The 25,752-nt window shown below is 36.2% G+C and carries 26 protein-coding genes; 3 read left to right on the forward strand and 23 right to left on the reverse strand.

Annotation, left to right across the window (positions count from 1 at the left end; translation table 11 throughout):
* The first annotated feature begins 187 nt into the window (after positions 1-187).
* Positions 188-1,762 carry a phosphoglycerate dehydrogenase gene (gene serA / locus BQ6100_RS13815; RefSeq protein ID WP_075982171.1) on the forward strand — a complete coding sequence of 525 codons (1,575 nt, stop codon included), beginning with the start codon at positions 188-190 and terminating at the stop codon, positions 1,760-1,762.
* Between the two features lie 92 nt (positions 1,763-1,854).
* On the opposite strand, the gene BQ6100_RS13820 is transcribed toward serA, so the two are convergent.
* The 17 genes from BQ6100_RS13820 to BQ6100_RS13900 all read right to left on the reverse strand — a co-directional run bounded on the left by BQ6100_RS13820 (position 1,855) and on the right by BQ6100_RS13900 (position 18,275).
* Entirely contained in the window at positions 1,855-2,811 is a 957-nt protein-coding gene (locus tag BQ6100_RS13820) for a M23 family metallopeptidase (protein WP_075982172.1), read from the reverse strand.
* Between the two features lie 197 nt (positions 2,812-3,008).
* The gene (locus tag BQ6100_RS13825; RefSeq protein WP_075982173.1) at positions 3,009-4,250 is read right to left on the reverse strand and encodes a GerMN domain-containing protein; all 1,242 of its coding nucleotides are present in this window, start codon (positions 4,248-4,250) and stop codon (positions 3,009-3,011) included.
* Entirely contained in the window at positions 4,225-4,776 is a 552-nt protein-coding gene (gene sigX, locus BQ6100_RS13830) for an RNA polymerase sigma factor SigX (RefSeq protein WP_075982174.1), read from the reverse strand. The genes BQ6100_RS13825 and sigX overlap by 26 nt, the downstream gene beginning before the upstream one ends.
* A 246-nt stretch (positions 4,777-5,022) precedes the next feature.
* Complete coding sequence (locus BQ6100_RS13835) at positions 5,023-6,798, reverse strand: ATP-binding protein (RefSeq protein ID WP_075982175.1); 1,776 nt, start codon at positions 6,796-6,798, stop codon at positions 5,023-5,025.
* The gene (locus BQ6100_RS13840; RefSeq protein ID WP_075982176.1) at positions 6,795-7,511 is read right to left on the reverse strand and encodes a response regulator transcription factor; all 717 of its coding nucleotides are present in this window, start codon (positions 7,509-7,511) and stop codon (positions 6,795-6,797) included. The genes BQ6100_RS13835 and BQ6100_RS13840 overlap by 4 nt, the downstream gene beginning before the upstream one ends.
* 109 nt (positions 7,512-7,620) lie before the next feature.
* Positions 7,621-8,805 (reverse strand): c-type cytochrome biogenesis protein CcsB, encoded by a 1,185-nt coding sequence (ccsB, locus tag BQ6100_RS13845; protein ID WP_075982177.1) that lies wholly within the window; start codon positions 8,803-8,805, stop codon positions 7,621-7,623.
* A 12-nt stretch (positions 8,806-8,817) separates the two neighbouring features.
* On the reverse strand, positions 8,818-10,446 hold the full coding sequence (gene resB, locus BQ6100_RS13850; RefSeq protein ID WP_075982178.1) for a cytochrome c biogenesis protein ResB: 1,629 nt from the start codon (positions 10,444-10,446) through the stop codon (positions 8,818-8,820).
* Positions 10,447-10,466: 20 nt separating this feature from the next.
* Positions 10,467-10,994 carry a thiol-disulfide oxidoreductase ResA gene (resA, locus tag BQ6100_RS13855; protein ID WP_075982179.1) on the reverse strand — a complete coding sequence of 176 codons (528 nt, stop codon included), beginning with the start codon at positions 10,992-10,994 and terminating at the stop codon, positions 10,467-10,469.
* 123 nt (positions 10,995-11,117) lie between these two features.
* A complete protein-coding gene (locus BQ6100_RS13860; RefSeq protein ID WP_075982180.1) occupies positions 11,118-11,843 on the reverse strand; it encodes a pseudouridine synthase in 726 nt (241 codons plus the stop codon).
* Positions 11,844-12,069: 226 nt separating this feature from the next.
* The gene (locus BQ6100_RS13865; RefSeq protein ID WP_075982181.1) at positions 12,070-12,606 is read right to left on the reverse strand and encodes a spore maturation protein; all 537 of its coding nucleotides are present in this window, start codon (positions 12,604-12,606) and stop codon (positions 12,070-12,072) included.
* Between the two features lie 6 nt (positions 12,607-12,612).
* Positions 12,613-13,200: a nucleoside recognition domain-containing protein gene (locus BQ6100_RS13870; RefSeq protein WP_075982182.1), complete on the reverse strand. Its 588-nt coding sequence runs from the start codon at positions 13,198-13,200 to the stop codon at positions 12,613-12,615.
* Entirely contained in the window at positions 13,193-14,344 is a 1,152-nt protein-coding gene (locus BQ6100_RS13875) for a D-alanyl-D-alanine carboxypeptidase family protein (RefSeq protein ID WP_075982183.1), read from the reverse strand. The genes BQ6100_RS13870 and BQ6100_RS13875 overlap by 8 nt, the downstream gene beginning before the upstream one ends.
* Positions 14,345-14,768: 424 nt before the next feature.
* Complete coding sequence (locus BQ6100_RS13880; RefSeq protein ID WP_075982184.1) at positions 14,769-15,656, reverse strand: superoxide dismutase; 888 nt, start codon at positions 15,654-15,656, stop codon at positions 14,769-14,771.
* Between the two features lie 143 nt (positions 15,657-15,799).
* On the reverse strand, positions 15,800-16,288 hold the full coding sequence (locus BQ6100_RS13885) for a YpuI family protein (RefSeq protein ID WP_075982185.1): 489 nt from the start codon (positions 16,286-16,288) through the stop codon (positions 15,800-15,802).
* A 58-nt stretch (positions 16,289-16,346) separates the two neighbouring features.
* Positions 16,347-16,733, reverse strand: coding sequence for a hypothetical protein (locus tag BQ6100_RS13890; protein ID WP_075982186.1), 387 nt, complete (start codon positions 16,731-16,733; stop codon positions 16,347-16,349).
* Between the two features lie 202 nt (positions 16,734-16,935).
* Positions 16,936-17,523, reverse strand: coding sequence for an SMC-Scp complex subunit ScpB (scpB, locus tag BQ6100_RS13895; protein ID WP_075982187.1), 588 nt, complete (start codon positions 17,521-17,523; stop codon positions 16,936-16,938).
* A gap of 5 nt (positions 17,524-17,528) precedes the next feature.
* Positions 17,529-18,275, reverse strand: a complete 747-nt coding sequence (locus BQ6100_RS13900; protein ID WP_097677920.1) for a segregation/condensation protein A — start codon at positions 18,273-18,275, stop codon at positions 17,529-17,531.
* A gap of 399 nt (positions 18,276-18,674) precedes the next feature.
* Here BQ6100_RS13900 and BQ6100_RS13905 point away from each other — a divergent pair, with 399 nt between their 5' ends.
* Positions 18,675-19,208 carry a DUF309 domain-containing protein gene (locus tag BQ6100_RS13905; protein ID WP_075982189.1) on the forward strand — a complete coding sequence of 178 codons (534 nt, stop codon included), beginning with the start codon at positions 18,675-18,677 and terminating at the stop codon, positions 19,206-19,208.
* A gap of 39 nt (positions 19,209-19,247) precedes the next feature.
* Here BQ6100_RS13905 and BQ6100_RS13910 read toward each other — a convergent pair whose 3' ends face one another.
* A complete protein-coding gene (locus BQ6100_RS13910; protein ID WP_075982190.1) occupies positions 19,248-19,595 on the reverse strand; it encodes a GNAT family N-acetyltransferase in 348 nt (115 codons plus the stop codon).
* Positions 19,596-20,018: 423 nt separating this feature from the next.
* On the opposite strand from BQ6100_RS13910, the gene BQ6100_RS13915 reads away from it, so the two are divergent.
* Entirely contained in the window at positions 20,019-20,885 is an 867-nt protein-coding gene (locus tag BQ6100_RS13915) for a DUF1002 domain-containing protein (RefSeq protein ID WP_075982191.1), read from the forward strand.
* Positions 20,886-20,906: 21 nt separating this feature from the next.
* On the opposite strand, the gene lysA is transcribed toward BQ6100_RS13915, so the two are convergent.
* From lysA to BQ6100_RS13940, 5 genes are all read right to left on the reverse strand, one after another.
* The gene (lysA, locus tag BQ6100_RS13920) at positions 20,907-22,232 is read right to left on the reverse strand and encodes a diaminopimelate decarboxylase (RefSeq protein WP_075982192.1); all 1,326 of its coding nucleotides are present in this window, start codon (positions 22,230-22,232) and stop codon (positions 20,907-20,909) included.
* Between the two features lie 181 nt (positions 22,233-22,413).
* On the reverse strand, positions 22,414-23,895 hold the full coding sequence (locus BQ6100_RS13925) for a spore germination protein (RefSeq protein ID WP_075982193.1): 1,482 nt from the start codon (positions 23,893-23,895) through the stop codon (positions 22,414-22,416).
* On the reverse strand, positions 23,876-24,457 hold the full coding sequence (locus tag BQ6100_RS13930) for a stage V sporulation protein AE (RefSeq protein WP_075982194.1): 582 nt from the start codon (positions 24,455-24,457) through the stop codon (positions 23,876-23,878). Before BQ6100_RS13930 ends, BQ6100_RS13925 begins: the two co-directional genes overlap by 20 nt.
* Positions 24,458-24,520: 63 nt before the next feature.
* The gene (locus tag BQ6100_RS13935) at positions 24,521-24,943 is read right to left on the reverse strand and encodes a stage V sporulation protein AB (RefSeq protein WP_075982195.1); all 423 of its coding nucleotides are present in this window, start codon (positions 24,941-24,943) and stop codon (positions 24,521-24,523) included.
* Complete coding sequence (locus BQ6100_RS13940; RefSeq protein WP_075982196.1) at positions 24,933-25,553, reverse strand: stage V sporulation protein AA; 621 nt, start codon at positions 25,551-25,553, stop codon at positions 24,933-24,935. The genes BQ6100_RS13935 and BQ6100_RS13940 overlap by 11 nt, the downstream gene beginning before the upstream one ends.
* Positions 25,554-25,752: the final 199 nt, after the last annotated feature.

Below are 25,752 nucleotides of genomic sequence, written 5' to 3' on the forward strand. Positions count from 1 at the left end.
AATCCAAATTAAGTCATACTATTTCACAGCTTTTTCCTTAATTTTGTCATAATATTTTAAATTTTAATGACATTATTCAATTAAAGCGTTTTCATTTAAACATGAACGTTTTTTTGCAATTGACAGATAAATATTCGTTTTGTACAATAATCAGAAAATTATATCGTTTTTGCTGGGGGTTAAACTAATGTATAAAGTATTGGTGGCAGACGCCATAAGTGAAGTAGGTTTACAGCCTTTACTAGAAATGGAAAATGCTGAAGTCATTCAAAAAAAAGTAGATGATCCAGAAGTAGAACTTGATCAAATTAATGCCATTCTTGTCAGAAGTGCTACAAAGGTAACGGAAGAATTGCTAGAAAAAATGCCAGAATTGAAGATCATCGCCCGTGCTGGTGTTGGAGTAGATAATATTGATGTTAATGCCGCTACTAAGCGTGGGGTCATCGTTGTTAATGCACCAGATGGTAATACCATTTCAACTGCTGAACATACTTTTGCTATGATGGCTTCCCTAATGAGGAACATCCCACAAGCCTATTCTTCAGTTAGAAATCTAGAATGGAAAAGAAATGCATTCATCGGAACAGAACTATATGGAAAAACTCTAGGAATCGTTGGGTTAGGTAGAATTGGTTCTGAGATTGCTAAGAGAGCTAAGGTCTTTGGTATGGATGTCATCGTATTTGATCCGTTCTTAACGAAGGAAAGAGCAGCCACTCTTGGGGTGAAGTCTTGTACATTGGATGAACTACTGCCACAGGCTGATATTATTACTGTACACACACCATTAACGCCTCAAACTAAAGGTCTTATCAATGATGAAGCAATAAAGAAAACGAAGAAAGGTGTTTATTTACTAAACTGTGCACGCGGTGGTATCATCGATGAACAAGCATTAGCAAGCGCTATTGGTAGCGGTCATGTTGCAGGTGCAGCACTTGATGTGTTTGTAACAGAACCACCAGGTGAACATCCTTTATTTAAATTTGATAATGTTATTTTCACACCACATCTTGGTGCATCAACAAAAGAAGCTCAATTAAATGTTGCGACTCAAGTAGCAAAAGAAGTTCGCATGTTCTTTGAAGATAAACCTGTCTCAAATTCTATAAATCTACCAGCAATGTCTAAGGATATTTTTGAAAAAATTCATCCATATCATAACCTTGCGAAACAAATTGGATCTATTGTTTCTCAATCTCAAAAAGATGTCGTACTTGAATTAACAGTTACTTATTCTGGTTCAGTTACTGAATTGGAGACAACCTACTTAACAAAAGCATTGCTATCAGGGTTCTTTAAGAATCGAATTGACGTAAATGTTAATGAGGTAAATGCTTTAGTGATTGCGAAAGAGCGTGGAATTACAGTTGGAGAAAAGGTTTCAACAAATTCCTTCGGTTATGATAACTGCATAGAAGTTAAAGCGAAAGGTGAAAAGTTCGAGTTTGTCGTCCGTGGGACATACATTGACCACTACGGACCAAGGATTGTACTTCTAAACGGCTTCAATATTGACCTTATTCCAGAAGGAAACTTGTTATATATCCAACATATCGACCGTCCTGGCGTCATTGGTAAAGTAGGAAATATTCTCGGTGAAAACCTCATCAATATTGCTACTATGCAAGTTGGTCGTAAAAATGCAGGCGGAGACGCTATTATGGTTCTAACATTTGATAAACCGCTAGATGATGAAACCTTTAACTTATTAAGAAAATTTGATGACATTATATCTATTAGTCGTATTACTTTATAGGAAATAGCCAGTTAAAAGTGGGGAGAATGCTAGGTTCTTCCCACTTTTTTTATAAAGCAATGGAGCAATCCCTTAAGCACGTGTTCCTAATTTTAGGGCAATATTATGATATCATTCTCCATAATTATGTCATTTGGCAATTGATTTAGAGCTTTGATTTTATTTATTGAAGTATTTGTTTTTCTGGCAATCGAAAAGAGAGTATCTCCTTTTTGAACTAAATACTGCTTTTGGTTTTCAGTAGGAATCTTCAGCTTTTGATTTGTCTTAATTTCATCACTACTTATGCTATTTGACCTTTTAATGCTTTCAACCGTCGTTTGATACCTTTTGGATATAGACCATAGAGTATCGCCCTGTTTAACGGAATAAATGAGTTCCTTAGACTTTCCTTTATCTATGCTTTTTTCTGCACTTACATTTAATAAGTTTCCTTTTTTGTGTTTAATCTGCTCGTTTACTTCCGCAATTTGTGGTCTTGCTGACGCTTCTATTACATCTTCCTTATTTGATCTTTTATGTAATGCATAGACGACTTGTCCTACTTTCCCTTCTCCTAAGGCAAAAGTCGGATTGATTGCGTTCTTTTTATCGAAGGTCCACTCATTTTTATGTACCTCGAAATGAAGGTGAACTCCTGATGAATCACCTGTGTTACCCATTTCTCCTATTTGTTCACCTTGTTCTACTTTTTGTCCTTCGCTCACAAGTCTCTTCTTTAAATGCGCATAGACGGTTTCTGTATCATTTGGGTGTTTTATAAAGATAACATGACCATAGGATGCTGAATAGTAAGATTTCATTACCTTTCCACCATCAACTGCGTATATCGATGATCCATATTCTGCTGCTATATCAATTCCTTTATGTTGTCCATTCCTTGTTCCAAACATATCGGTTATCGTTCCATCAGAAGGCCATACCCAATCCTTTGTTGCTTCCGCAATATCGAATGTTGCCGCTTGAGAGTGCTTTCCACCAAGAAATAATAAGCTAACACAGAGCGCCATTAACCCTGCAATTAATAATCTTTTTAAATAGTCTCGCATTCTCTTCCTCCTTGTTCTTGTACCCTCCCTTTCACAATATGACAACTTGTACTTTTTTAGAACCTTTTGTCAAGTATAGAGTACAAATCCAAAAGCACATTTGTTATTATTTGGACATTTTTCACCTTTTTATTCAAAAAAAGTATTTTTTGAAAATAAAAAAACTGACCCATTTAGAGTCAGTTCATCAATCATTTCTATTTTTTTATATATTCTTTGTTCGCTGCAATCGGAACTTCGAGATTTTCCGATAAATTAAACTGACCAATCTGATTTACTTTAGTATTTTCAAACTTTACTTCCTTAAAGTTAAAGCTTTTTGCTGTAAGTAGAATGGCCTCTATCATCCACTCACTTTCCAGATTATTCTGAATTTGTCCATTTCCATCAAGATTGACTATTAATGCATCACCTGAGGCTTCATTGGTATTTACCTCTACATGTTCTGGAATAGATGCTTTCAAATTGGGTTGCATATCTTTTTTCATAGATAATAAAGCCTTTTCCACCGAATCAAATTTCTCTCTTGAGGGTACCATAAACGGCTCATCTCGATTGGCCGGGAATAATAAATAATAGGCATGGTTTACCTGTGGTTCTAAAGTTATTTCAGTTTTAGGTCCATAATTTCCTAAATCAATCCCTGGATTACCTTCCGTTGATAAGGTCATTTTATTCATATCCAATAAATCTAATAATTGCTGTAGCGCATCAATAAAAATATCAGGTGACGTGCTTCCCATTCCATATTGATGATCACTTGGGACATCTATATTTAACTGATTGCCTTCTTTATTTAACTCCACGTCTCCATTGATTGGATAAAAGTCACCCAATCCCCATTCACCCTCATTGATTTCAGACATCGTTTTTTCCCAGTTCTCTAATACTGATTTTTCATTTTTAGGAATTAGAACACTGACCGGAACAGTAATCTGTGCATTCTCATCTGGAATGGCATAAGTAATAACATCATGGTCGGCTAAATCTGCTTGATAGACCGCTGTTGTCCCTTCTGTCTCATCTGACTGAATACTTCCAAAAGTAAGTTGCTTATCGTTTTGGAGGGATTCTGGAGCATTTTGATTATCCTCTGGACCTGTTTTCTTCGTTATATCTTCATTATTATCCTTTTTCATTTCATCACTCAAAGATTGTGGTTCTTCCACTTTAGCATTTTTATTGTTACTGCCTCGACTATCCAATGCAAATTGTTCAGAATCCGTTTTAAATAATTGATTTGAGGCTAAAATAAATATAAGAATAAGAGCTGTAGCAGCAGCAATGGTTGGCATAACCCATACCATTCTTTTTTTCCTCTTTGTAAGTTTAAGCGAAATATTTTGATAGATGTCACGAGGATCGCGATGATCTTTCACCTTTGGCATACTGCTAAGCCATTCTTCTAGTTGCTTATCGCTCAACTCTGACTTTTTCACCACGAATTCCCCCCTTATCAATTATTCCTTCCATTTTTTGCCTTAATGCTTTCAATGCCCGATGCTGAGTGGTCTTTACCTTACTTTCTGTCCAACCTAAGGCTTCTGCCGTTTCTGCAATTGATAGTTCTTGTATATACCTCATGATCACAACCATTTTTTGGTCAACTGTACAATCATTTAAACAATGATAAATAAGTTGAAGTTCTTCTCGCTGAAGGGTAATTTCCTCAGGAATTGGACTATCATCCTTCACCTGTTGAGTGGACCAATCAAATTTTTCTAATATCCGTTGTCGCCAGTTTTTTTGCTTGCGAAAAGAATCAATCGCAACATTTCTGGCTATAGAAAACAGCCAAGTTTTCTCACTGCTCTTTCCCTCAAATTGTTTATATGACTTCAGTACACGGATATATACTTCTTGAACAAGATCTTCTGCCTGTTCTCGATTATTAACCATATAATAAAGAAATTGAAATACGTCATGATGATATTTTCTATATAGTTCATCAAAAACGGAGTCCATCGGTATCCCCTCCCCGTTTCAACTTATTAGTCGAGTAAATAAATAATAAAGTTACACGTATAAATATATTATTTTTTATAAAAAAAAGGAAGAATTTATTGTGGTAAATCCTTCCTAAAATTTATGAAACTGAGGTTTTATACTCTCATATACCATTTGTTAGATGATTATTAGTTAATAATAGAATGGTAGCTTTTTAATAAAATGTTTCCCGTGAATCAAGAACAATCGTCATCAATCCCTAATTTACTCTTTATTTCGAGGTAAAAAGAAGGAAAATGTCGTTCCTTGACCAACTTTGCTGTGGACGGTTATTCGTCCCTTATGGGCAGAAACAATATTTTTCGCTATTGCAAGTCCGAGACCTGTACCGGATCCCCTAGTTCTCGCCTTATCAGCTTTATAAAATCTTTCAAAAATAAATGGTAAGTCTTCCTCTGGAATTCCTGAACCAGAGTCACATATCTCAATATAAAGACCCTTTTCATCTGCTTTTTCGATAACCTCTACATTACCACCATTTGGTGTATGCTTTAAAGCATTATCAATTAAGTTGGTAAATACCTGCTCGATACGGTCTGAATCAAGATTGAAATAATCATCTGTGCTATTCCTATTATAGCTAATGGAAATTCCTTTCTCCTTCGCAAGACCTTGAAACTTCCTTATAATTCTTTGAATAAAAGGTTGAATTTCTATTTTCTCAAACGACAATTGGATATGTCCAGCTTCCATTCTTCCAAGATCTAAAAGTTCGTTAACAAGGCGGCCCATTCTAAGTGATTCTTCGTATATCACCTTGGCCATTTCCTTCTTCTCTTCCTCACTCTCAGCAATACCATCAACAATGGCTTCACTATAACCCTGCATCATCGAAATTGGAGTTCTTAATTCATGTGAAACATTGGCGATAAAGTCTTTTCGTAATTTATCTAATTGCCGTTCCTCCGTCATATCCCGGATGACAGCAACTGCACCACGAATAAATTTATTGTTATAAAGAGGGCTAACAATAATTACCCAAAAACGTCCTTGAATCGATACTTCTCCAATTTGTTCCTTCTCGGTATCTACTGCGGATTGAAACAATTCCATTACTTCAGATGGAACAGCACTTGTCACAATCTTTTGACCCTGTTCGTAAAACCAATTTTGCAAGAAAAGTTCAGCAGGTGGGTTTGTTATTAATATCGTACCATCACGATTAAATGTAATAACTCCATCAGCCATACTGCTTAAGATGCTAGAAAGCTGTTCTTTTTCTTGCTTTAATGCATTCATATTAAACTTCAATTGCCGCCCCATTTGATTAAAGGCAATAGCTAATTCCCCTATCTCATCATGCTGTAAGATAGGCACCTTTGTATCAAATTTTCCTCGTGCAACCTCAAATGCAGCCTCTCTCATTTTTCTTAATGGTAATGTGATCCTTGTCGATAGAAAGAAGGCAAATATCGTTGTTAAGACAATGGCAACACCCGCTGCTAAGAAAATAAATTTAGTCGTTGAATTGGTCGTCTTTTTCATGTCCTGCATGGATTGGAATATATATACAGCACCAATCTGTTCATTATTTTCATATAGAGGGACACCAACAATTAGTACTTTTGAATCCGCAGAATTATCGATATTTTCACTAGGAAGGTCTGTGATTTTGTCTACCTGTTTTTCTTTATTCATTGCGGATGATAAGATTTTATCATCTAAAAAATAAGAAGCAGGTAAGTGAATGGAACTTTTATTATCAGGAGAATAATAATAGTCTTTTTCATTCTTTATGATCACAGCCTTCGTAACATCATCAAGCAGCTCCCAAGAAATCTCTAAACCGATTGTTTCATCTCTCTGATCGATAACGTTAGATATTTTGTTTGCTGTAACTGTTAGTTCCCTTTTCATTTCATCAATGTGATAATTATCGAAAAACTCTAGAAGTAGTATTGTTAAAATAAAAAGGACAAAGGAAACTAATAATAGTATGGTAATCCACAGTTTACCTACAACGCTTCGAAAGAGTCTCATTCATTGACGACCTCAAACTTATATCCAACGCCCCATACTGTAACTATCATTCTTGCAGCTTGTTCAGAAACCTTATTTAACTTCTCACGTAACCTTTTAACATGAGTATCAACTGTTCTTAAATCTCCAAAAAATTCATAGTGCCAAACTTCCTTAAGAAGCTGTTCACGATCAAACACTTTGTCAGGAGATTTTGCAAGGAAATATAATAGTTCATATTCTTTTGGAGTTAAACTCACTTCTTTGCCATCTGCAAGAACACGATGTGCATCATTATCTATTGTTAAATGAGAAAAGACGATTACATCCTTCGTAGTTGTTTCTGTTTGTAAATAGCTTGTTTTGGAAGAACGGCGAAGTAATGCTTTCACGCGAAGAACTACTTCACGTGGACTAAATGGTTTCACGATATAGTCATCCGTTCCAACCTCAAATCCTTGAACCCTATTTACTTCCTCACCTTTTGCTGTAAGCATAATGACAGGCGTTGCCTTTTTTTCTCTTAATTCTCTACAAACCTCAATTCCGTCTTTACCAGGCATCATTAAATCTAAAAGAATAACATCGTAGTCATTTGTGATTGCTTTTGAGAGGGCTTCATTTCCATCTTCAGCTTCATCAATAATATAATTTTCTCTTTCTAAATACATCTTTAATAAACGACGAATTCTCTCTTCATCATCAACAATCAAAATGTGTACATCTTTTTCCATCTGGTAGTCCCCCTCGCAGAACATAATGTCAGCACGAATTTTTATGTCATATTCCATTTTTATTTTTTTCGGAAATAGTTAATCTCATGTGTAATCAGTTAATTTTATTTTAAGACCCCGCATAAGAATGGAGACCGGCAATAACTAAATTGACGACGATTGTATTAAACATAATGATTACAAATCCAATTACAGCTAGCCAAGCTGATTTTTCACCATGCCATCCCTTAGATAGTCGCAGGTGTAAAAAGGCAGCATAGAACAGCCATGTGATCAGAGCATATACTTCTTTAGGATCCCAGCCCCAGAAACGCGTCCACGCAACTTGAGCCCAAATCATCGCAAAAATCAAAGCGCCCAAGGTGAAAACAGGAAATCCAATTAATACTGAACGATAGCTAATTTCATCTACCAAATCTAGTTTTATCTTTTTAACAAGCGGCTGAAGCAAGGCTCCTATTCGTTTTCGCGAAACCAAGCGAATAACACAATACAATAGAAGGCCTGTTGCTAATGACCAAATAACAGTATTTAGTTTTTTTGCATTAATGTATGCTGGTACCTCAAATAATGGGGAGAATTTACCTTCTGTCGTAAGCTCTCCTTCATGTGGTCCAACTAATGCCGGCATTTTATATTCTAATTTTGATTGATTATTATTTTTGTCCATCCAATCAAAAGAAGAATGATAGCTAGAAATAGAGAATGCAGTAGAAATAACAATAAAACCAAGTACTGCAACTAACGCAAACATGACAACCTCTAACCAAGCAGCCCTTTTATTTGGTTTTGATTGATCAACCACTTTAACTAAATAAATAAGCCCAGCTGCAAAACTTATGGATAGGATCGCCTCACCTAAAGCTGCTGTTGTAACATGGATGTATAACCAATGACTTTGCAATGCTGGAATAAGTGGTGAAATATCCCTAGGGAACATACTAGCATAAGCAATTAATAATATTGCAATTGGTAGTGTAAACAGTCCCAATAGTGGTGTCTTATATATTAAATAAATAACAATAAAGGCTCCAACTAATGACATGCCAAAGAACGTAACAAATTCGAACATATTACTTACTGGCGCATGTCCCGCTGCAATCCAGCGCAAAATAAAATATCCAAGTTGAGATATAAAACCAACAACTGTAATCACTAAGCCAATTTTTGCCCAACGATTGGGTCCATTATTATCCTTTTTCCTTTTATCTTTAATGGCTCCACCAAAAAATAAAGTAGCTACCAAATAAAGTACGAAGGCAATGTATAATAAATTGGAACTAAGGTTAACCATCCCGCACTCTCCTTATTCGCTCTTCTCATTCTGAAGTTTATCTTCTGGTACCTGGATTTCTGTATTTGAAAGTACCGTTTGAATTTCCTTTTTAAGTCCAAACCAGTTTTTGTTTGTATGTGCAGCCACCCAAACTTCCCCATTAGTACGCGTGACCCAGATTCGGCGATGATTCCAATAGGCTCCTTGAATGACACCAATCATAAAGACGATTCCCCCAAGTATAATCACCCATAATGTCAAATCTTTGCGCACGGTTAATGCGGAAACATTTTTTGTTTCAATATTTTTAAACTGCATTTTGTATTTGTTATCACCAAAAGGTTCCAAGTTTTGTTTAATTGCTACAAAGCTAATTTCTGGATCCTTTTTATCTGGGGTAAACATTTCAAACACAAAAGCAGGGTTATTTGGAACTTTCGATTTAGTCGTTGGCTCTTGATCCTCATTAAAGACAAAATCAGGAAAATAATTTCTTATTTCAACAGAATAACCATCTCCAAGATCATATCTCTTTTGTGGTTCATATAAGTCTATTGTAATATCCCCAAATTCTTTTTTTGATTCCTTATCTATTAAAGTGAATGACATCTTATCTAATTCGTTTAGTTTATAAGAAACTTGATAGAGGGCAAAGCGTTCAAATTTAAGAGGTTGATTAACACGAATTCCCTCCTCTTTTACCTTTTCAAGCTCTGGCTTCTCACCTACAACTGTATCGCCCTTTTTCTTGTATAGGATAACATTAGATTGATAGTTTTTGGCAACCATTCCCCCTGATTGATCGATAGCCTGCTCAAAAACCTCATTATCCTTTCCCTTTTCATAGAAATCTAGGATGAACTTCTCATTTTTTAAATAGTACTCTTCATTTGTTTCAGGAATGACCTTTGTTTCCCCTTCTCTAATCCAAAGAACCTTATCAATATACATCCCCGGTACAAAGCGAAGCATAGCACCGAGAAGGAAAATAATTAGGCCTACATGGTTAACATAGGGACCCCAGCGCGAAAAACGACCCTTTTCTGCTAAAAGATTACCATTTTCTTCACGAATGTGATAGTGCTTTTCTTTTAATTTTACTTTTATCTTTTGGATATCCTCATCAACACTTTGAGATTTTGATGCCCCAAAAAGGCGCTGGCGCTTGAGAAAGCCTTCATGCCTAGTCACCCGCTGATTTTTCAATGCACGATACAATGGAACAACCCTATCGATACTACATATGACAAGGGACACTCCAATTAACGCAATTAATATAAGATACCACCATGAGCTATATAGATTATGAAAGCCTAGTTGATAATATAATTTTCCTAACCATCCATATTGATCCTCATAATATTCAGAAGCCGGCATCACGTCTGGGATGTACATTTCCTGTGGATAAATCGTTCCAAGCGCTGATGCTAGAAGCGTGATTACGATTAACCAAACCCCAACCTTAACAGAAGAAAAGAAATTCCAGATTTTATCAATGATCGTCTTGTTGTACGTCTGTGAACGTCTTGCACTTCCTTCGTACCTCATATCAAGTATCTCTTTGTTCCCCTCTTGCTCTTCAAGAATCCTACCACAGGATTCGCATAAAATGGTACCGAGAGGATTGACATGACCGCATTCACATTTTACTTGATTCATTCAAAAAACTCCTCTAAGCCTTATGGTTTAATCTTTTCCATAAATTTTTGTACTACTTCTTCTTTTACGAGTTCGCCTTTGTGTATTTCAACTACCTTCCCATCCTTGTCAATTAAAAAGGTAATTGGTAGAGGATCAATTCCATACGCAGTCATCACTTGTCCATCCTTATCATTTACAATAGGGAAAGATAGATTTAGATTATCTGCATATTCTTTTACAACGATATCAGATTCTCCGACATCCACTGCAAGAACCTGAACTCCTTGATCCTTATATTTTTGATACTGATTATTTATGTAGGGCATTTCATTTTTGCATGGTTTACACCAGGTTGCCCAGAAATTCAAGAATACCCCTTGACCCTTATAATCGGATAATTTATGTTTCTGTCCGTTCATATCAACTAAAGCAAAGTCTGGAGCCGTTTTTCCTAATTCTACTTTTTCTACTTCCTCTTTTGTAAAATTGGCATATAGCGTATATATAACCGCAGCTGCTAAAATGGCTAAAATAATCGTTCGAATGACTAAACGCTGCTTTTTCATATACAACCCCCCATTTGTATACTGCCAATAAAAATAGACACATTTTACTTCTTATTATAACATTTTTCATCATGTCGATATTAAAAACAACATGATAGAAGTGTGACACTTCTATGAATTTTTTTAGGATTTATGACTCGCTAGTGCCCTTAATTGCTTTACCTCATGTGGTGTAAGTTCTCTAACATCACCAGGTCTTAAATTATGTAATGTTAAATAGCCATACCTTTCCCTTTTCAATTTCATCACCTTATAGCCTAAAGCTTCAAACATTCTCCTCACCTGGCGATTACGGCCCTCATGGATTGTTAACTCAATAATGGAAGTTTCCTTCTTTTTATCTAAACTAGTTAATTTTGCCCTAGCAGGGGCTGTTTTACCATCCTCTAGCATGATTCCCTTTTCCAATTTCCTAATTTCTTCTCTTGTTGGAATCCCCTTAATTTTAGCAACATATGTTTTTTCGATTTCGTTTCGAGGATGCATAAGTAAATTGGCAAACTCACCATCATTGGTTACAATGATTAATCCAGAAGTATCATAATCTAATCTTCCAACTGGATAAACCCTTTGTTTAATTTCCCCGAAAAAATCAGTAATCACCTTTCTTCCTTTTTCATCATTCACACTTGATATAACTCCACGTGGTTTGTAAAAAAGAAAATAAACAGGCTCCTCACTTTCAACGGGTATACCATTTACCTCAACTTTATCTGTTGGGGAAACCTTAATTCCTAATTCGCGCACAGTTTTGCCATTGACTTTCACTTGGCCATCAAGAATCATTTCCTCTGCCTTTCTTCTTGATGCAAAACCGGCATGTGCAATTACCTTTTGAAGCCTTTCCATCTATTTCACCTCGTACATTTTTCTATGATAACTTTTTGTGTTCCATCTTAAGAATTATGACACAATTTGTCCTAATTTCAAAGCGTGACTATACAATCAAATAAAAAAGACTAACCCAATCAGTTAGCCTTGATTTATATACTATTAATCCCAATATTATTTTTCATTTACTGATCCTAATAAATCCTTTTGATTCAAAAATAATTCTACATGAAATCATTAGTCCCTATTGTCCACCAAATACTATTTTAACTATAATAATTGCCGCAATAATTCCAATTAGGTCTGCTAAAAGTCCTACTTTAAGGGCATCCCCCATTTTCTTTATTCCAACGGCACCAAAATAGACTGTCAATACATAGAAGGTCGTATCTGTGCTTCCCTGAAGGACCGCAGCAAGTCTGCCAATAAATGAATCAGGTCCATGAGTGGCGATTAAATCACTTGTCATCCCCAATGCTGCTGTACCTGAAATCGGTCGAATAATTGCAAGAGGGGCTATTTCTGGTGGAACTCCTATGGCCTCTAAAGCTGGACCAATCCATTTCATCATAGCTTCTAACGCACCCGACGCCCTAAATATTGAAATAGCTACTAACATCCCGACTAGGAAAGGAATAATTGATACTGCAATTTTTATTCCTTCTTTTCCGCCTTCTACAAAGCTTTCATATGTGGGTACCTTTTTAATAGTTCCATATATTAGGATAAACCCAATTAATACGGGGATTAACCAAAGAGAAATCGCTGAAATAATCTCCATTTATATTCATCCTTTACGGCTTCTTCTATGGTAATAATAACGATCAATCAAGATGGCCCCTATTCCGGAAATAATGGTCGCAACAAGGGTAGGACCCACAATATCAGTAGGAGAAGCTGAATGATAATTCATACGAATAGCAATCACGGTTGTAGGAATAAGTGTAATACTCGATGTATTGATAGCAAGGAAGGTAATCATCGACCGACTTGCTTCATTTTTTCCACCATTTAAGGCCTTTAACTCCTCCATAGCCTTTATTCCTAAAGGAGTGGCTGCATTCCCAAGCCCAAACATATTGGCCATCATATTTGATAAAATATATCCCATCGCAGGATGTTCGTTTGGGACATCTGGAAATAGCTTGCTTACGATTGGTCGAAATAGTCCAGATAGTTTTTTCAATAGACCAGAATCCTCTGCAATCTTCATGATTCCCAGCCAAAAAACTAGGATGCTAATTAAACCGATGCAAAGGGTAACAGCCTCTTTTGCACCATTAAATACGGCTTCATTGACCTCATTAATCGTTCCATTAAACATGGCATACACGATTCCAATAACGGTTAGAGCAACCCAAATAATATTAACCATTTTCGTTAACCCCGACCATTGAGATAAAAATATTCTTAAAAAATTCCTTTAGTGAAGTTTCTTTCTTATCTTCAGCATACCTGTAGTAGATTGGAAGCTTTGATATCGGCTGTTGATTAAAATAAATAGTGGCCCTTCCCACGATTTCTGGTACTCTATTTCCGTTCTTCCATATTTTCTTTGGCTTTAGCATTTTGTATTCGATGCGGAACAAATCCTCTTCCTGATTTGTAATAGGGTAGGTTACTGGATGCTTTATATACGTTTTTCCACGGTAATATGGATTTGTAATATCTTTAATGGTTCCTTCCGGTAAGACCTCAGCCATATCATATTGTTTAAAGGCGGTCTCGTACATAAGAATATGATCATTCCAATCATTGGAGTCATTTAAGGTTACAGCGATTAACTTCATATCCCCTTTTTCAGCAGTGGTCACTAAAGTTCTTTTTGCCCTTTTTGTATAGCCCGTCTTCCCCCCAGTACAATATTCGTAAAGCTCTGTTAGCAGACGGTTTTTATTTCTCCAAACCCGATCCCACTTCTCACTTGGATTCGGAGCCCGATGGACTTTTGTACCAGAGATTTTACGATAGGTGCCGTTTTCCATCGCATACCTAGTAAGCAAAGCCATATCCTTGGCGGTGGAATAATGATTCTCGTGATCATCCAAACCATGCGGATTAGCAAAATTGGTGTTCTTCATTCCAATTTCCTCTGCTTTTTGATTCATTAAGTACACAAATCCATCTAAACTTCCACCGACATATTCAGCAATTGCTACCGCTGCATCATTTCCGGATCTAAGCATTAAACCATAGACCAGGTCTTCAAGTTTAATTTTTTCATTTGGTTTCAAATAAATGGAAGACCCCTCAGCCCTTACCGCCTTTTCACTAACCGTAACTGTCTCCTTTAGCTTGTCTGATTCAATGGCTAAAATAGCCGTCATAATTTTGGTGATGCTGGCAATTCTTCTTTTCTCATTGGCATTTTTTTCGTATATGATTCTTCCAGAATCTTGTTCAATTAATATGGCACTTTTCGCGCTAACTGAAACAGAGGCTTTGGCCTTCTGAGGTATATACACTAACAAACATGAGACTGCTAGGAGAATGATGAATATTTTGGATTTTGTTATCATAGGGCAAACCTCGTCTCCTTTTATGGTTTGTACAAGTTTATGCAGGAGATAGATGGTTATGACAAAATCCTAATCGGAGGAGTACGTAAAACGCTTTGATAAATTAGGAGGCAGAGGCTCGTGTTTTTTGGCTTGTATTGAGGAGATTCTGGGTAGGTTTATTAGCTCCATTAGGAATTTTAGCCACTAATGCATTAGAAATCCCATTAAAGTAATGGGGGGGAGTCTGCGAAATAGGGGGGGATTTCTTTTATCCGCGATTTTTTCGATATTTCCGCGATAATCTCAATATATCCGCAATTATTTAGATATATCCGCGGATAAAATCTTTTTCAAGTAACTCAATCCTTTCAAATATACTTGTGGAGAAATCAAAAACGAAAAAAGGAAAACCACTAAATTAGGTTTTCCTAGGCTACTCTAATTAATAAGCCTTCCATCTTAGCTTTCTAGCTTGATCCCATCTTTCCTCGACATTGCGCCAATTCACGACATTCCACCAATTTTTCACATAATCCGCTCGATTATTTTTGTATTGTAAATAATAAGCATGCTCCCAAACGTCCAGTACTAAAAGGGGGATCGTATCCCATTGAGTTAAAAGCATATGCCTTTCAGATTGTAAGATTTCAAGATGACGTGATCTTGGGGACCAAACCAATATTGCCCAACCAACGCCCTCGACCTGTTTAGCAGCCTCTGTAAACTGATTAACAAAGGCCTCGTAGCTTCCAAAATAGCTTTCTATTTCCTTCAAAAGACTGCCCTGTGGTCTACCTCCACCCTGCGGACTCATATTATTCCAAAAGATTGTATGCAAATAATGCCCTGACCCATGGAAGGCTAATTCCCTTGACCAATGCTTCACAAGCGAAAAATCCTTGTCTTTCCTTGCCTTTTCAAGCATTTTTTCTGCTTTATTCAGTCCATCAACATAGGATTGGTGATGTTTTTTATGATGTAATTCCATAATTTCTGCTGATATATGTGGTTCAAGGCCATTGTACCCATATGGTAATGGAGGAAGGCGATGGCCTCCTATGGGAACTGACGGCTCTTTTACAAATATCGAACCGAGCTGTTGCCTTTTTGTAAAGTAGGTTTCCATATTTTCATGAAGTTTTCCAACCTCATTCTGTAATTTTGCAATATCCTGCTCTTTTGATGATGAAATTCCCTCCATCATCTCTGCAAAACGGTCAAGATTCCTCCATACCTCTTCGTTCCTATCAATAGCTTCCGATTCAAGCAGAAATTTGATTTCTTTATTCCATTGAAGCACTTCTTTTACATAATCATCAAACTTACTCAATTCTTTTCCCTCTTTTCTTTTTATATTGCTTCCATCTATCCTATGAAAAGAGGGCTTGGATATTGAGCAAATTTAGGGCTTATTCGTTTTTCCATAAAAAAACAGTGGCCCTCAGGACCACTTTTAAACTATTTCAGAATATATTATTTTGATTGAATCATTTTCGTCCGATAATCGGTTTCGTAATATTCAAGATCTTCGCGGACTTTTTGAAATTCACCCTCTAAGCCCTTTAGAATATTTTTAATGCTTTCTGGTGCCTCCTGGTGAAATTTAATTGAATTTCTGCCTGTATAGGCAGAACGGCTGTCTTCATACCAGGCATCATTCTTTGGGGAGAAAAATTCTTCAATGCATTGATGGTATATTTTATACAGAGTCTTTTCCGCTGCCCCTTTTGGGAAGGTTTCTGACTTAAGGACGATTTTACATGCTTCTAAGCTTTCATCACAGTATACAAGAATCTTTCGGAAGCTAGCAAGAATCCTTTTATAATATTGTTCATCTCCATTACATTCCTTCATCAAATCATTGATTGTTGTTTGATTTAGGTATTCCTCTGTCTTTAAGACAACATTGGTTAAGAAATGACTTACTTCCTCTAATTGAGTTTGAACCATTGTATTTCCCATGCTCATTATACCTCCGTATTAGAAATTATATTGATTGAAAAATAAAAATTAATGGAGCCTAGAGCTTTTCAGTATGTTGTTCTTGCATTTGTTGAAATAATTGAGGGAGTTCTCTAAAATCAAAGCCTTGAAAAAGGGATTGAAATTCACTTTGTGCATTTATATATACTCGTTTTCGTTCTTGAAATCTTGGATTTTTCATCAATGCAACTAATGCGACAATATCCTTAAAATGAACATCCCGTCCACCTACTTTAAAGATGGGATTTTCTTTAAAGGGTGTAAACTCAGGAAAAAGCTCATCAAAATAACGAACATATAATACAGAAAGCTTTCTTTCCTCTCCATTTATTACATATGTAACTTCACTTCTATTAAAAAAATCCTCAGATGTATTTGATTTTTCCTTTTTTAATTCATAACCATTACAATCTTTTATGATCACTTAATCTCAACCCTTCCCCACCATTCGTAAATAATATAATACAAATCATTTCAAATGTATCAATATAGAAAAAGACTGACTCAAAAAGTCACCTCCTATTGAAAAACATAATTTCCACAGGATTTTTGACTTTTTCCATTTGTCAGTCATTCTAATGAGTGATTTTATTTTATCATATTCTAGTGAGGAATGGTTATGAAAATCATGAATCTAACGAATCTTTGAAATGGTCAAAAAATAAGTCTGCTTCCTCCTGGACATACTCATCCTCTCCCTTTTCAGGAAGTGGAGGCAACTCTTTAATACTTCTAAGGCCAAAGTAGTCTAAAAACTCCTTCGTGGTTCCATATAAATATGCTCTTCCACTGCCTTCCGCTCGCCCAACCTCCTTGATTAGCACTTTAGCCACCAAAGTTTGGATTGGTCTTTCCGATTTTACCCCTCTTATTTCTTCAATTTCTATTCTGGTTATCGGCTGCTTATAAGCAATGATTGCTAAGGTTTCTAATGCAGCCTGAGACAAGGTTGTTGTATTTGGAGAATCCACCAGCTTTTTTAAATAAGTGGAATGCTTCTTTTTGGTTGCCAATTGAAAGGTCCCTGCTAGTTGAACGATTTTTATTCCCCTGGAATCATTTTTTTCATATTCCTCACTTAGCTCTTGAATAATCTCTTGTACCTTATATTCATCCACTTCAATTGCCTCTGCAATTTGCTTTAAAGAAAGGCCTTCATCTCCTGCTGCGAAAAGAAGACTCTCAATTATTCCGTTCCAATTAATGATGTTCAATCCAGTTACCCTCCCTTTGACATCACATAAATGTCAGCAAAATTCATTTCCTGCTCTACAAATAATTCATTTCTCTTCATAAGTTCTAAAATGGCAAGAAAAGTAACTACAATATGCTCTTTATCTTCAAACGGAAATAAATCAAAAAAGTTCATTCTTTTCTTGGCTTTTTGTAATACTGTCACAATTTCTTCCATCCGCTTTTCAATCGGAATCTCCTGACGGGTCACTTTTGTCGCTAATGGCTTTTGCAGTTTCTTCCTTCTCAGAAGCTTTTGAAAGGCAGCGAGCATGTCATACAAGGAGACGTTTAGATCAGCTTTCACTTGATTTTCTGACTTTGAAAAATCGGAAAGATCACTAGGAGGCTTCGTAAAGATTAAACCGCGCTCCTCTTCTAAATGCCTTAAATCACCAGCCGCTTCCTTATACTTCTTATATTCAACTAATCGTTCGACAAGCTCATCCCTTGGATCGTTCTCCATCCCCATTTCAAAGTCGTCTTCAAACATTTCTTCCTCATGCTTTGGAAGAAGCATCCTGCTTTTAATCTCTAATAGGGTAGCAGCCATTACCAAGAACTCACTTGCAACATCTAGTTCGAGCTCGTTCATTGTGTGTATATACAATAAATACTGCTCTGTTATTTCAGCTACTGGAATATCATAAATATCAATCTCTAAACGATTAATTAAATGTAGTAATAAATCCAGTGGGCCTTCAAATGCATCAATTTTCACTTTATATTGCATATTTTCCACCAATACTTCTATTCATAAAATTATTATATATCAATATTAGGCTGTTTTCGTATAGATTGTTGCTTTTATAACCGCAGCCTGAATACACACCGCTTTTCTGTGGGCGAGCGGTGAGCCTCCTCGTTGCTACGCTCCTGCGGGGGTCTCACCTTTCTCGCATTCCCTCAGGAGTCTACGTGTATTCAGGCTGCTATGTCATTACTCTCTACTTATTTATCATCAAAATAACAACAAGCTTTGAGAAAACAGCCCAATATTAATAATATAGAGGAAGGAAGGGGATTGTCCAATAGAAATTTAAACCTTCTGTATTCAAGTCACTAAGAAATATCTTTTTCTAATACTTTATTGCTGTGTTAAACTATCGATATATGATTAGGAGGAGAATAAATGTATCCAAAGGAATACATAAAGTTCTTAGCACATTTTCACGGTGACAGGGATTATTTCGAATGCCATGAGATTTTAGAGGAGTACTGGAAAACCACAACAAAGCAAGCAAAAGACTCCATTTGGGTTGGTTTCATTTTACTTTCTGTTTCTTTATATCACCATCGCAGAAACAACTTCAACGGCGCTTTAAAAACGATCCAAAAAACAATACCAATCTTCACTATTCATAAAGCAGAACTTGAAAAACTAGGCTTGAGCCCCGATTTATTTTTGGATATGGTTACTTCAAAGCAAAGTGAAATAAGGTCAGGGGAACCATATAGGAGCATGAATTTACCTATTGTTGATGCTATTCTATTAAAAAAGGGGATAGAAATATGTACCCAGCAAGGGATGGTGTGGGGAAAGGAAAGTGATTTAACAAAAGACCTGCTTATTCATCGACATGCCAAAAGAGACCGTACGAGTGTTATAGAAGAGCGATTCAACGCATTGCAGCATAGGCAAAATAAGAGGTCTGACTCATCATGAATGAATCAGACCTTAGAAGTTGTTATCTATTAAAATGTATCAATCCACTTTGCATTTTTCAAAAAAAGAAGCAATTTCTTCATTTGCATATAGAATCTTATCCGGATATAAATTATCCAATGCCTTCACCATTTGTTTTCCGATTCCATGATGACGATGGGAAGGGTTTACTGAAATATGATTAATCTCCATCTTGTCATCATTAAAGAGAACACCAATCAATCCAATGATGTCATCATCTTCTTTCCATAAAAATAATTGCCATTGATCCGAATCCTCGTATTGCTTAATGGTTTGCTGTAATCTTTTTAAATCCTTTTCATTAGGCATAAAAGACATTAAACCCATCGCGATTTTTTCAAATGACTTTTTATAGCGAATTAACATAATTGATCCCTCATTATTTAAAAGAACATTATTAACCATTTTTCCCAATTTATTTAATTTTTAAACTCTTTCCATAGTATATGTAATTCATCAAATCTTTGTTTCTGAAACTTTATATAATGATATAATCATACAAAATTCAAGAAAGATGTTCAATCAATTTTTTTTAAGCGATGAATAGCCAATATATTAGTCCCCAAATAAGAGCAATTGCCAATAAAAAGAAAAATAATGCTCTATTGTTCTCCTTCATGCTTTCGTTTTTACCCTCCTGAAATTTCTTACTATTCGCCAATTAAAATTATTGTACACGAAAAAATGCAATTATGCTATGTTCAGCCTTATTCCTGATGTATTTATCCCTTTCATTCAGCTATAATCTTAATGTGGGAAAAGAATCATCAATGCATGAAGGAGGACCAAATGAAGAAAAGTAGTATCATTTTGATTGTTCTAGCCTTTCTTTTAACTTGGCCATTAAAAGGCTTTGCCGACGTTGCTGAAGGGGATATGATTATTACCTTAGGTGAAAACCTGACTGATTCTCAAAAAAGTTCATTATTGAAGGAAATGAAAGCACCTGATAATCCTCAAATCATTACGGTGTCTAATGCAGAAGAACATAAATATTTAGGGAATTATGTAGCTAAATCATTAATTGGGACAAGGGCTATCTCATCCTCTGCGATTACTGTTGCAGCAAAAGGATCAGGGCTTGAGGTTGAAACCAATAACATTAATTGGGTTACAGATGAAATGTATATAAATGCTCTCATTACAGCAGGTGTCAAGGATGCAAGTATTTATATAACAGCTCCCATTCCTGTTTCAGGAACAGCAGCATTAACAGGGATCATCAAGGCCTATGAAATATCTGCTGATAAAACGATTCCGGAGGATGTTAAACAGGCAGCAAACCAAGAAATGGTTGAAACAGCTAAGCTTGGAGAATCAATTGGGAAGGAAAACGCATCTGCGTTATTAGCAAAAATAAAAGAAGAAATAGCAAAAAACCCACCAGAGACAGAAGAAGAATTAAGAAATATTATTGAACAAGCGGCAAGTGAGCTTGGAATTAAATTAACAGAAAAGCAAATCCAAAGTTTAATCGACTTATTTAATAAGCTCAAAGACTTAAATATCGATTGGAACCAAGTTGGCGATCAACTAAATAAAGCGAAAGATAAAATTTCAAAATATCTTGAGAGTGAAGAAGGGCAAGGATTTTTAGATAAGCTTAAAGACTTTTTTGTAAGTCTGATTGATGCGATAAAATCCTTGTTTTCATAAAAAATAAGAGGCGACCAATGGTCAGCCTCTTATTTTTGCCGTTTCCTTTAGTGGAAGGTCTTGACGAATAATATCTTCAAACGACTCTCTCTTCACCACTAGCCTTGCCTTACCATTTTCGATAAAGACCACAGGTGGTCTAGGAATTCGATTATAATTGTTTGCCATGGAATAGCCATAGGCTCCTGTGCAAAAAACAGCTAATATATCATTGCTATCGGCCTTAGGAAGTGGTAAATCCCAAATAAGCATATCTCCTGATTCACAGCATTTACCTGCTATAGAAACAGTTTCTTCTACTTCATCTAACGGTCTGTTTGCCAAGACTGCTTCATATTTTGCTTGATATAATGCAGGTCGGATATTATCACTCATGCCCCCATCCACTGCTAAATAATGACGGACATTCGGAACATCCTTTCTTGAACCCACGCGGTATAGGGTTGTTCCAGCATCTCCAACAAGGGAACGACCAGGCTCTATCCAGATTTCAGGAGCTTTCATATCATACTTATTCACATTTTGCTTTACTTCTTCAATGATTGCTTCTACATATTTTGATGGCTCAAGAGGGGCATCCTCTTCCGTATATTTAATTCCGAATCCGCCACCTAAATTTAAGACAGAAGGCTCGAAAGAAAGTGTTTCTTTCCATTCATTTAATTTTTCAAAGATTTTTCTTGCGGCTATAATAAATCCTGTGGTCTCAAAAATTTGAGATCCAATATGACAATGTAAGCCTAGAACATTCATCCATTCTGATTCAAGAGCCAATTTTAATGCTGCATCAACTTGTCCATTTTGCAAATCAAAACCAAATTTTGAATCCTCTTGACCAGTTAAAATATAATCATGGGTATGTGCTTCAATCCCAGGAGTCACGCGTAATAGAATATTCATTTTCCGCTTCTTTTGCTTACAAAGGGACTGCAATAGTTTAAGCTCATGGAAGTTATCGACCACTATACATCCTATATGATAGTCAATAGCCATTGACAATTCGTCTATGCTTTTATTATTTCCATGAAAATGAATCCGTTCTACTGGAAATTCTGCAGCAATGGCAGTATATAGCTCTCCGCCTGATACCACATCAAGGGATAAGCCCTCTTCCTCTGCAAGCTGAATCATAGCAATTGAGGAAAATGCCTTACTTGCATAGGCAACTTGTGCCTTAACGCCAAGTTTTTCGAAGGTTTTTTTAAATCCCCTAGCTCGCTCTCTAATTAGTGCAACATCATAAACATATACTGGTGTCCCAAATTCTTCAACCATTTCGACAGTATCTACGCCACCTATTTCTAAATGACCTTGCTCATTTATGTTCATCGTCCCGTGATAAAGCATCATAATCCCTCATTCCAACCATTTTCTACGAAAATAAGAATAAATTCAATCCAACATCCTTTAATCCTTTGCTTAATTAAAAATTACTTTACCACACTGACTTAAAATCCGCAATAAAGGAAGGAGTCCATAAAAAGACACCCCTTAAGGGATTTTCTATTAAGAGGTGTGATAGTCTAAATTATGATTTTTTTGGCTGCCTGAACCGATCTAACGGATGAACAATACTTGGTCTGACAATCGACGATAGAACCGACCTTCTGAATATTACATGTAAAATGGCAGATGGGTTAAAAGGGAAAAACGGCCATAGGTAAGGAGTATTTAAGGAACGGATGGATACAAGAAATAACAAATACAAGGTTAATCCAATGACGAATCCAATCGTGTGGAAGAGTGATACACATAAAAGCAATAATAATCTAGCTAGTGTATTTGCAATTCCTAATTCATAACTTGGAGTTGAATATGTACCAATTGTTGCCACTGAAATATACAAAATAACCTCTGGTACAAACAACCCAACATCAATGGCTATTTGTCCAATTAATACGGCCGCAATTAAACCCATAGCTGTTGATAAGGCAGTTGGTGTATGAATGGATGCCATTCTTAATATTAAGTTTCCAAAATCTGCGAGAAACATCTGAAGAATAATCGGAATATGAGTCGTTTTATTTGGTCCAATAAAGGCAATTCTCTTTGGCAGTAGAGATGGCTCTAATACGACTAATAACCAAAGGGGAAGTAAAAACAGCGATGCAATAACCCCTATAAATCGAACCCATCGGATAAAAGTTCCAATCATTGGTGATTGTCGATACTCTTCAGCATGCTGCAAATGATGAAAAAAGGTAGTTGGTGTGATAATAACACTTGGAGAAGTGTCAACGTAAATAATGACATGGCCCTCTAATAAATGGGTTGACGCGATATCTGCTCTTTCTGTATATCTCACAAGCGGATATGGATTCCATCCTTGTCTGACCAGAAACTCCTCTACAGCCTTATCTGCCATCGGAAGGCCATCTATTTCAATTCCCTTGAGCTCCTTTTTGAGGATAGAGACCAAATCTGGATCAGCTACGTCTTTCAAATATCCAATGGCAACATCCGTTTTAGAACGCTCCCCGATTCTCATAATTTCAAAGCGGAGCCGCTCATCACGAATTCTTCTTCTAGTTAATGCCGTATTTAAAATGATATTTTCTACGAAACCATCCCTAGATCCTCTAATGACCTTTTCGGTATCAGGTTCCTGTGGCTGTCTCCCGGGATAGCTCCTAACATCAACCACAAACCCAGTCGTTTCACCCTCCATGACCACAACAATCAATCCCGATAAAACTTCATCGACAAGCTCATCCATATATTGAATCGGCTTAAGGGATTGATTGACTAACCGATTTTCAATAATTTCGTATAGCTTAGATGACTGTTTTTCAAAATCATTTACCCGCATTAATTCTCTTAAAATAGCTACGATAAAACTTGTATCACATAATCCATTTACATAATATATATTGACCCCTTTTTTGAGGACTTTTATCTTTCTCACACCTAAGTCAAAGCTAACCCCTAGGCCAACACGGTCCTTCATGTATTGTTCGTTTTTTTCAAGTGAATCGGAGATAGGAATCCGCTTAGAGCTCGTCTTTGGCATAAAATCCACTCCTTTCTAAAATAAGCTCTACTGCCTTCATCGTTATAGGAGATCCGTTGTCGACATGATCTTTTTTTGCCATCTTTCCGATATCGCCAATTCCAACAACAATTGGGACATCTAATTGGTCCAAGCAATAAACCGTATCACCATTCATACGACCTATTTCCAATTCCGGTATCCCATATTTGTCGACTCCATAGGGTGTCAACTCACCATCACGATCAATACAAACATCTACCCTTGTCCACTCGTTTTGCTTTGTTTTTGCCGCAACAGCTATTACTCCTAATATTTCAATATCTTGATGGTTAGCAACATACTTCATTGCCCTTTCTCCTGCGCCTTCACCAACAAACCCACTATCATCAAACATGACAAACACAGGATCATTTGGTGCTTTCTTAATTAATCCAATTAGTTCGGGACCAGACCTACCAGACGGATTTCCATAGGACATTGAGATACATCTTCCCCCAACTTTCCTCGCTACAAGTTCAACTGTTTTTCTAGCATATTCGTCTCCATCTGTTACAATAATGACTCGCCGTCGATTACTCATATTGGATGTCCCTTCCTTGATGGTATACTTTCTGGTTTCAACTAATGTAGATTCTCTTTTCTTTTATTCATTTACAAAGTAAATCCATTGAAATAAAGAACCAAATATTTTACCAAAAACAAATGCCATCACGAGAATAATGATTTTATCATCTATTCTTACACGCTTTGCTAAAATCGGAAATACATTTAATACCTCTGTTAGAGCGGCTGCTAACATTCCATTATAAACACCACTTAACAAACCAATTGGAATCAATAGCATAATTGGCAATAGAACCATTGGCTCCATAAGACTTCCAATGGTTCCTGTTATTGCTCCACATACTACTGCCCATTCGTACCAATGGATCATTCCCATTGTCTTTGTAAGCTGAGTTAACCGTGGGATAATTCCTAGAACGGTTAAAAATGCTACAAAACCTGATCCAACTGATAAACCACCAGCAAAACCTAAGAACATAATAAATAAGGCACTAATGATCATCTATTTTCTTAAAGCTTTCCTTATTTTCATGCATAATGACGTAATTATCTAAGTCCTGCTGGTAATTGAACATTTCCACTTCTAAAGGGCTCGGTTCTTCGTTAAATTTTTTCTGAAAGATATGATTAAAAAATAGAATCATTCCAAGACCTAATCCTAGAGAATAAGGGATTTGAAAAATTAAAGGCTTATCTATTTCTCTCCCAGAGATGATTTTATATAGTCGTCGATGAACACTCTGCATGCTTACATCGTCATGAAAGTTCATAATGGCAAGGGCAGATCCGAAAAATAGCAGGAACCAAACGAGAAGAAATAAAGGTACTGAAACCTTTCTCTTTTTTAAAAGAACTTCAATAATCGTTTGCGATGGTCCCAATGTTTGAATCTCAACATTTGAAAACAATTCTGCTATTTTACTTATAACCACCATCGCATCGATAATAATATAATTTTTATCTTGCTTTGATACTTTATGGACTTGAAGCTTATTTAGCTGATCTATGATGGTTTCATCTGCGATCACTTGAGCAACATCATGTAGATAAACACTTTGGTGCGGTCGAACTTGAATACGATGACGCATACGAATATAAATCGTTTTTCCCATTCTGTTCACTCCCCACACATTGATTACCCGTATAAATAGTATGAGTTACAAATTTTGACTTCATGATGACCAAATTTTAGAAAAGCAGGTGTTCATGCCACCGGAACAAACCATTCCTATAGTGCTGTTTGCTAGTTTAGCGTATTAGTTGGCGAAAATATTGGATTCAATACCCGAATAATTCGGTATCCTGTTTTTT

It is taken from the genome of Bacillus massilinigeriensis, assembly GCF_900117315.1.
Classification (GTDB): domain Bacteria; phylum Bacillota; class Bacilli; order Bacillales; family Cytobacillaceae; genus Bacillus_BE; species Bacillus_BE massilionigeriensis.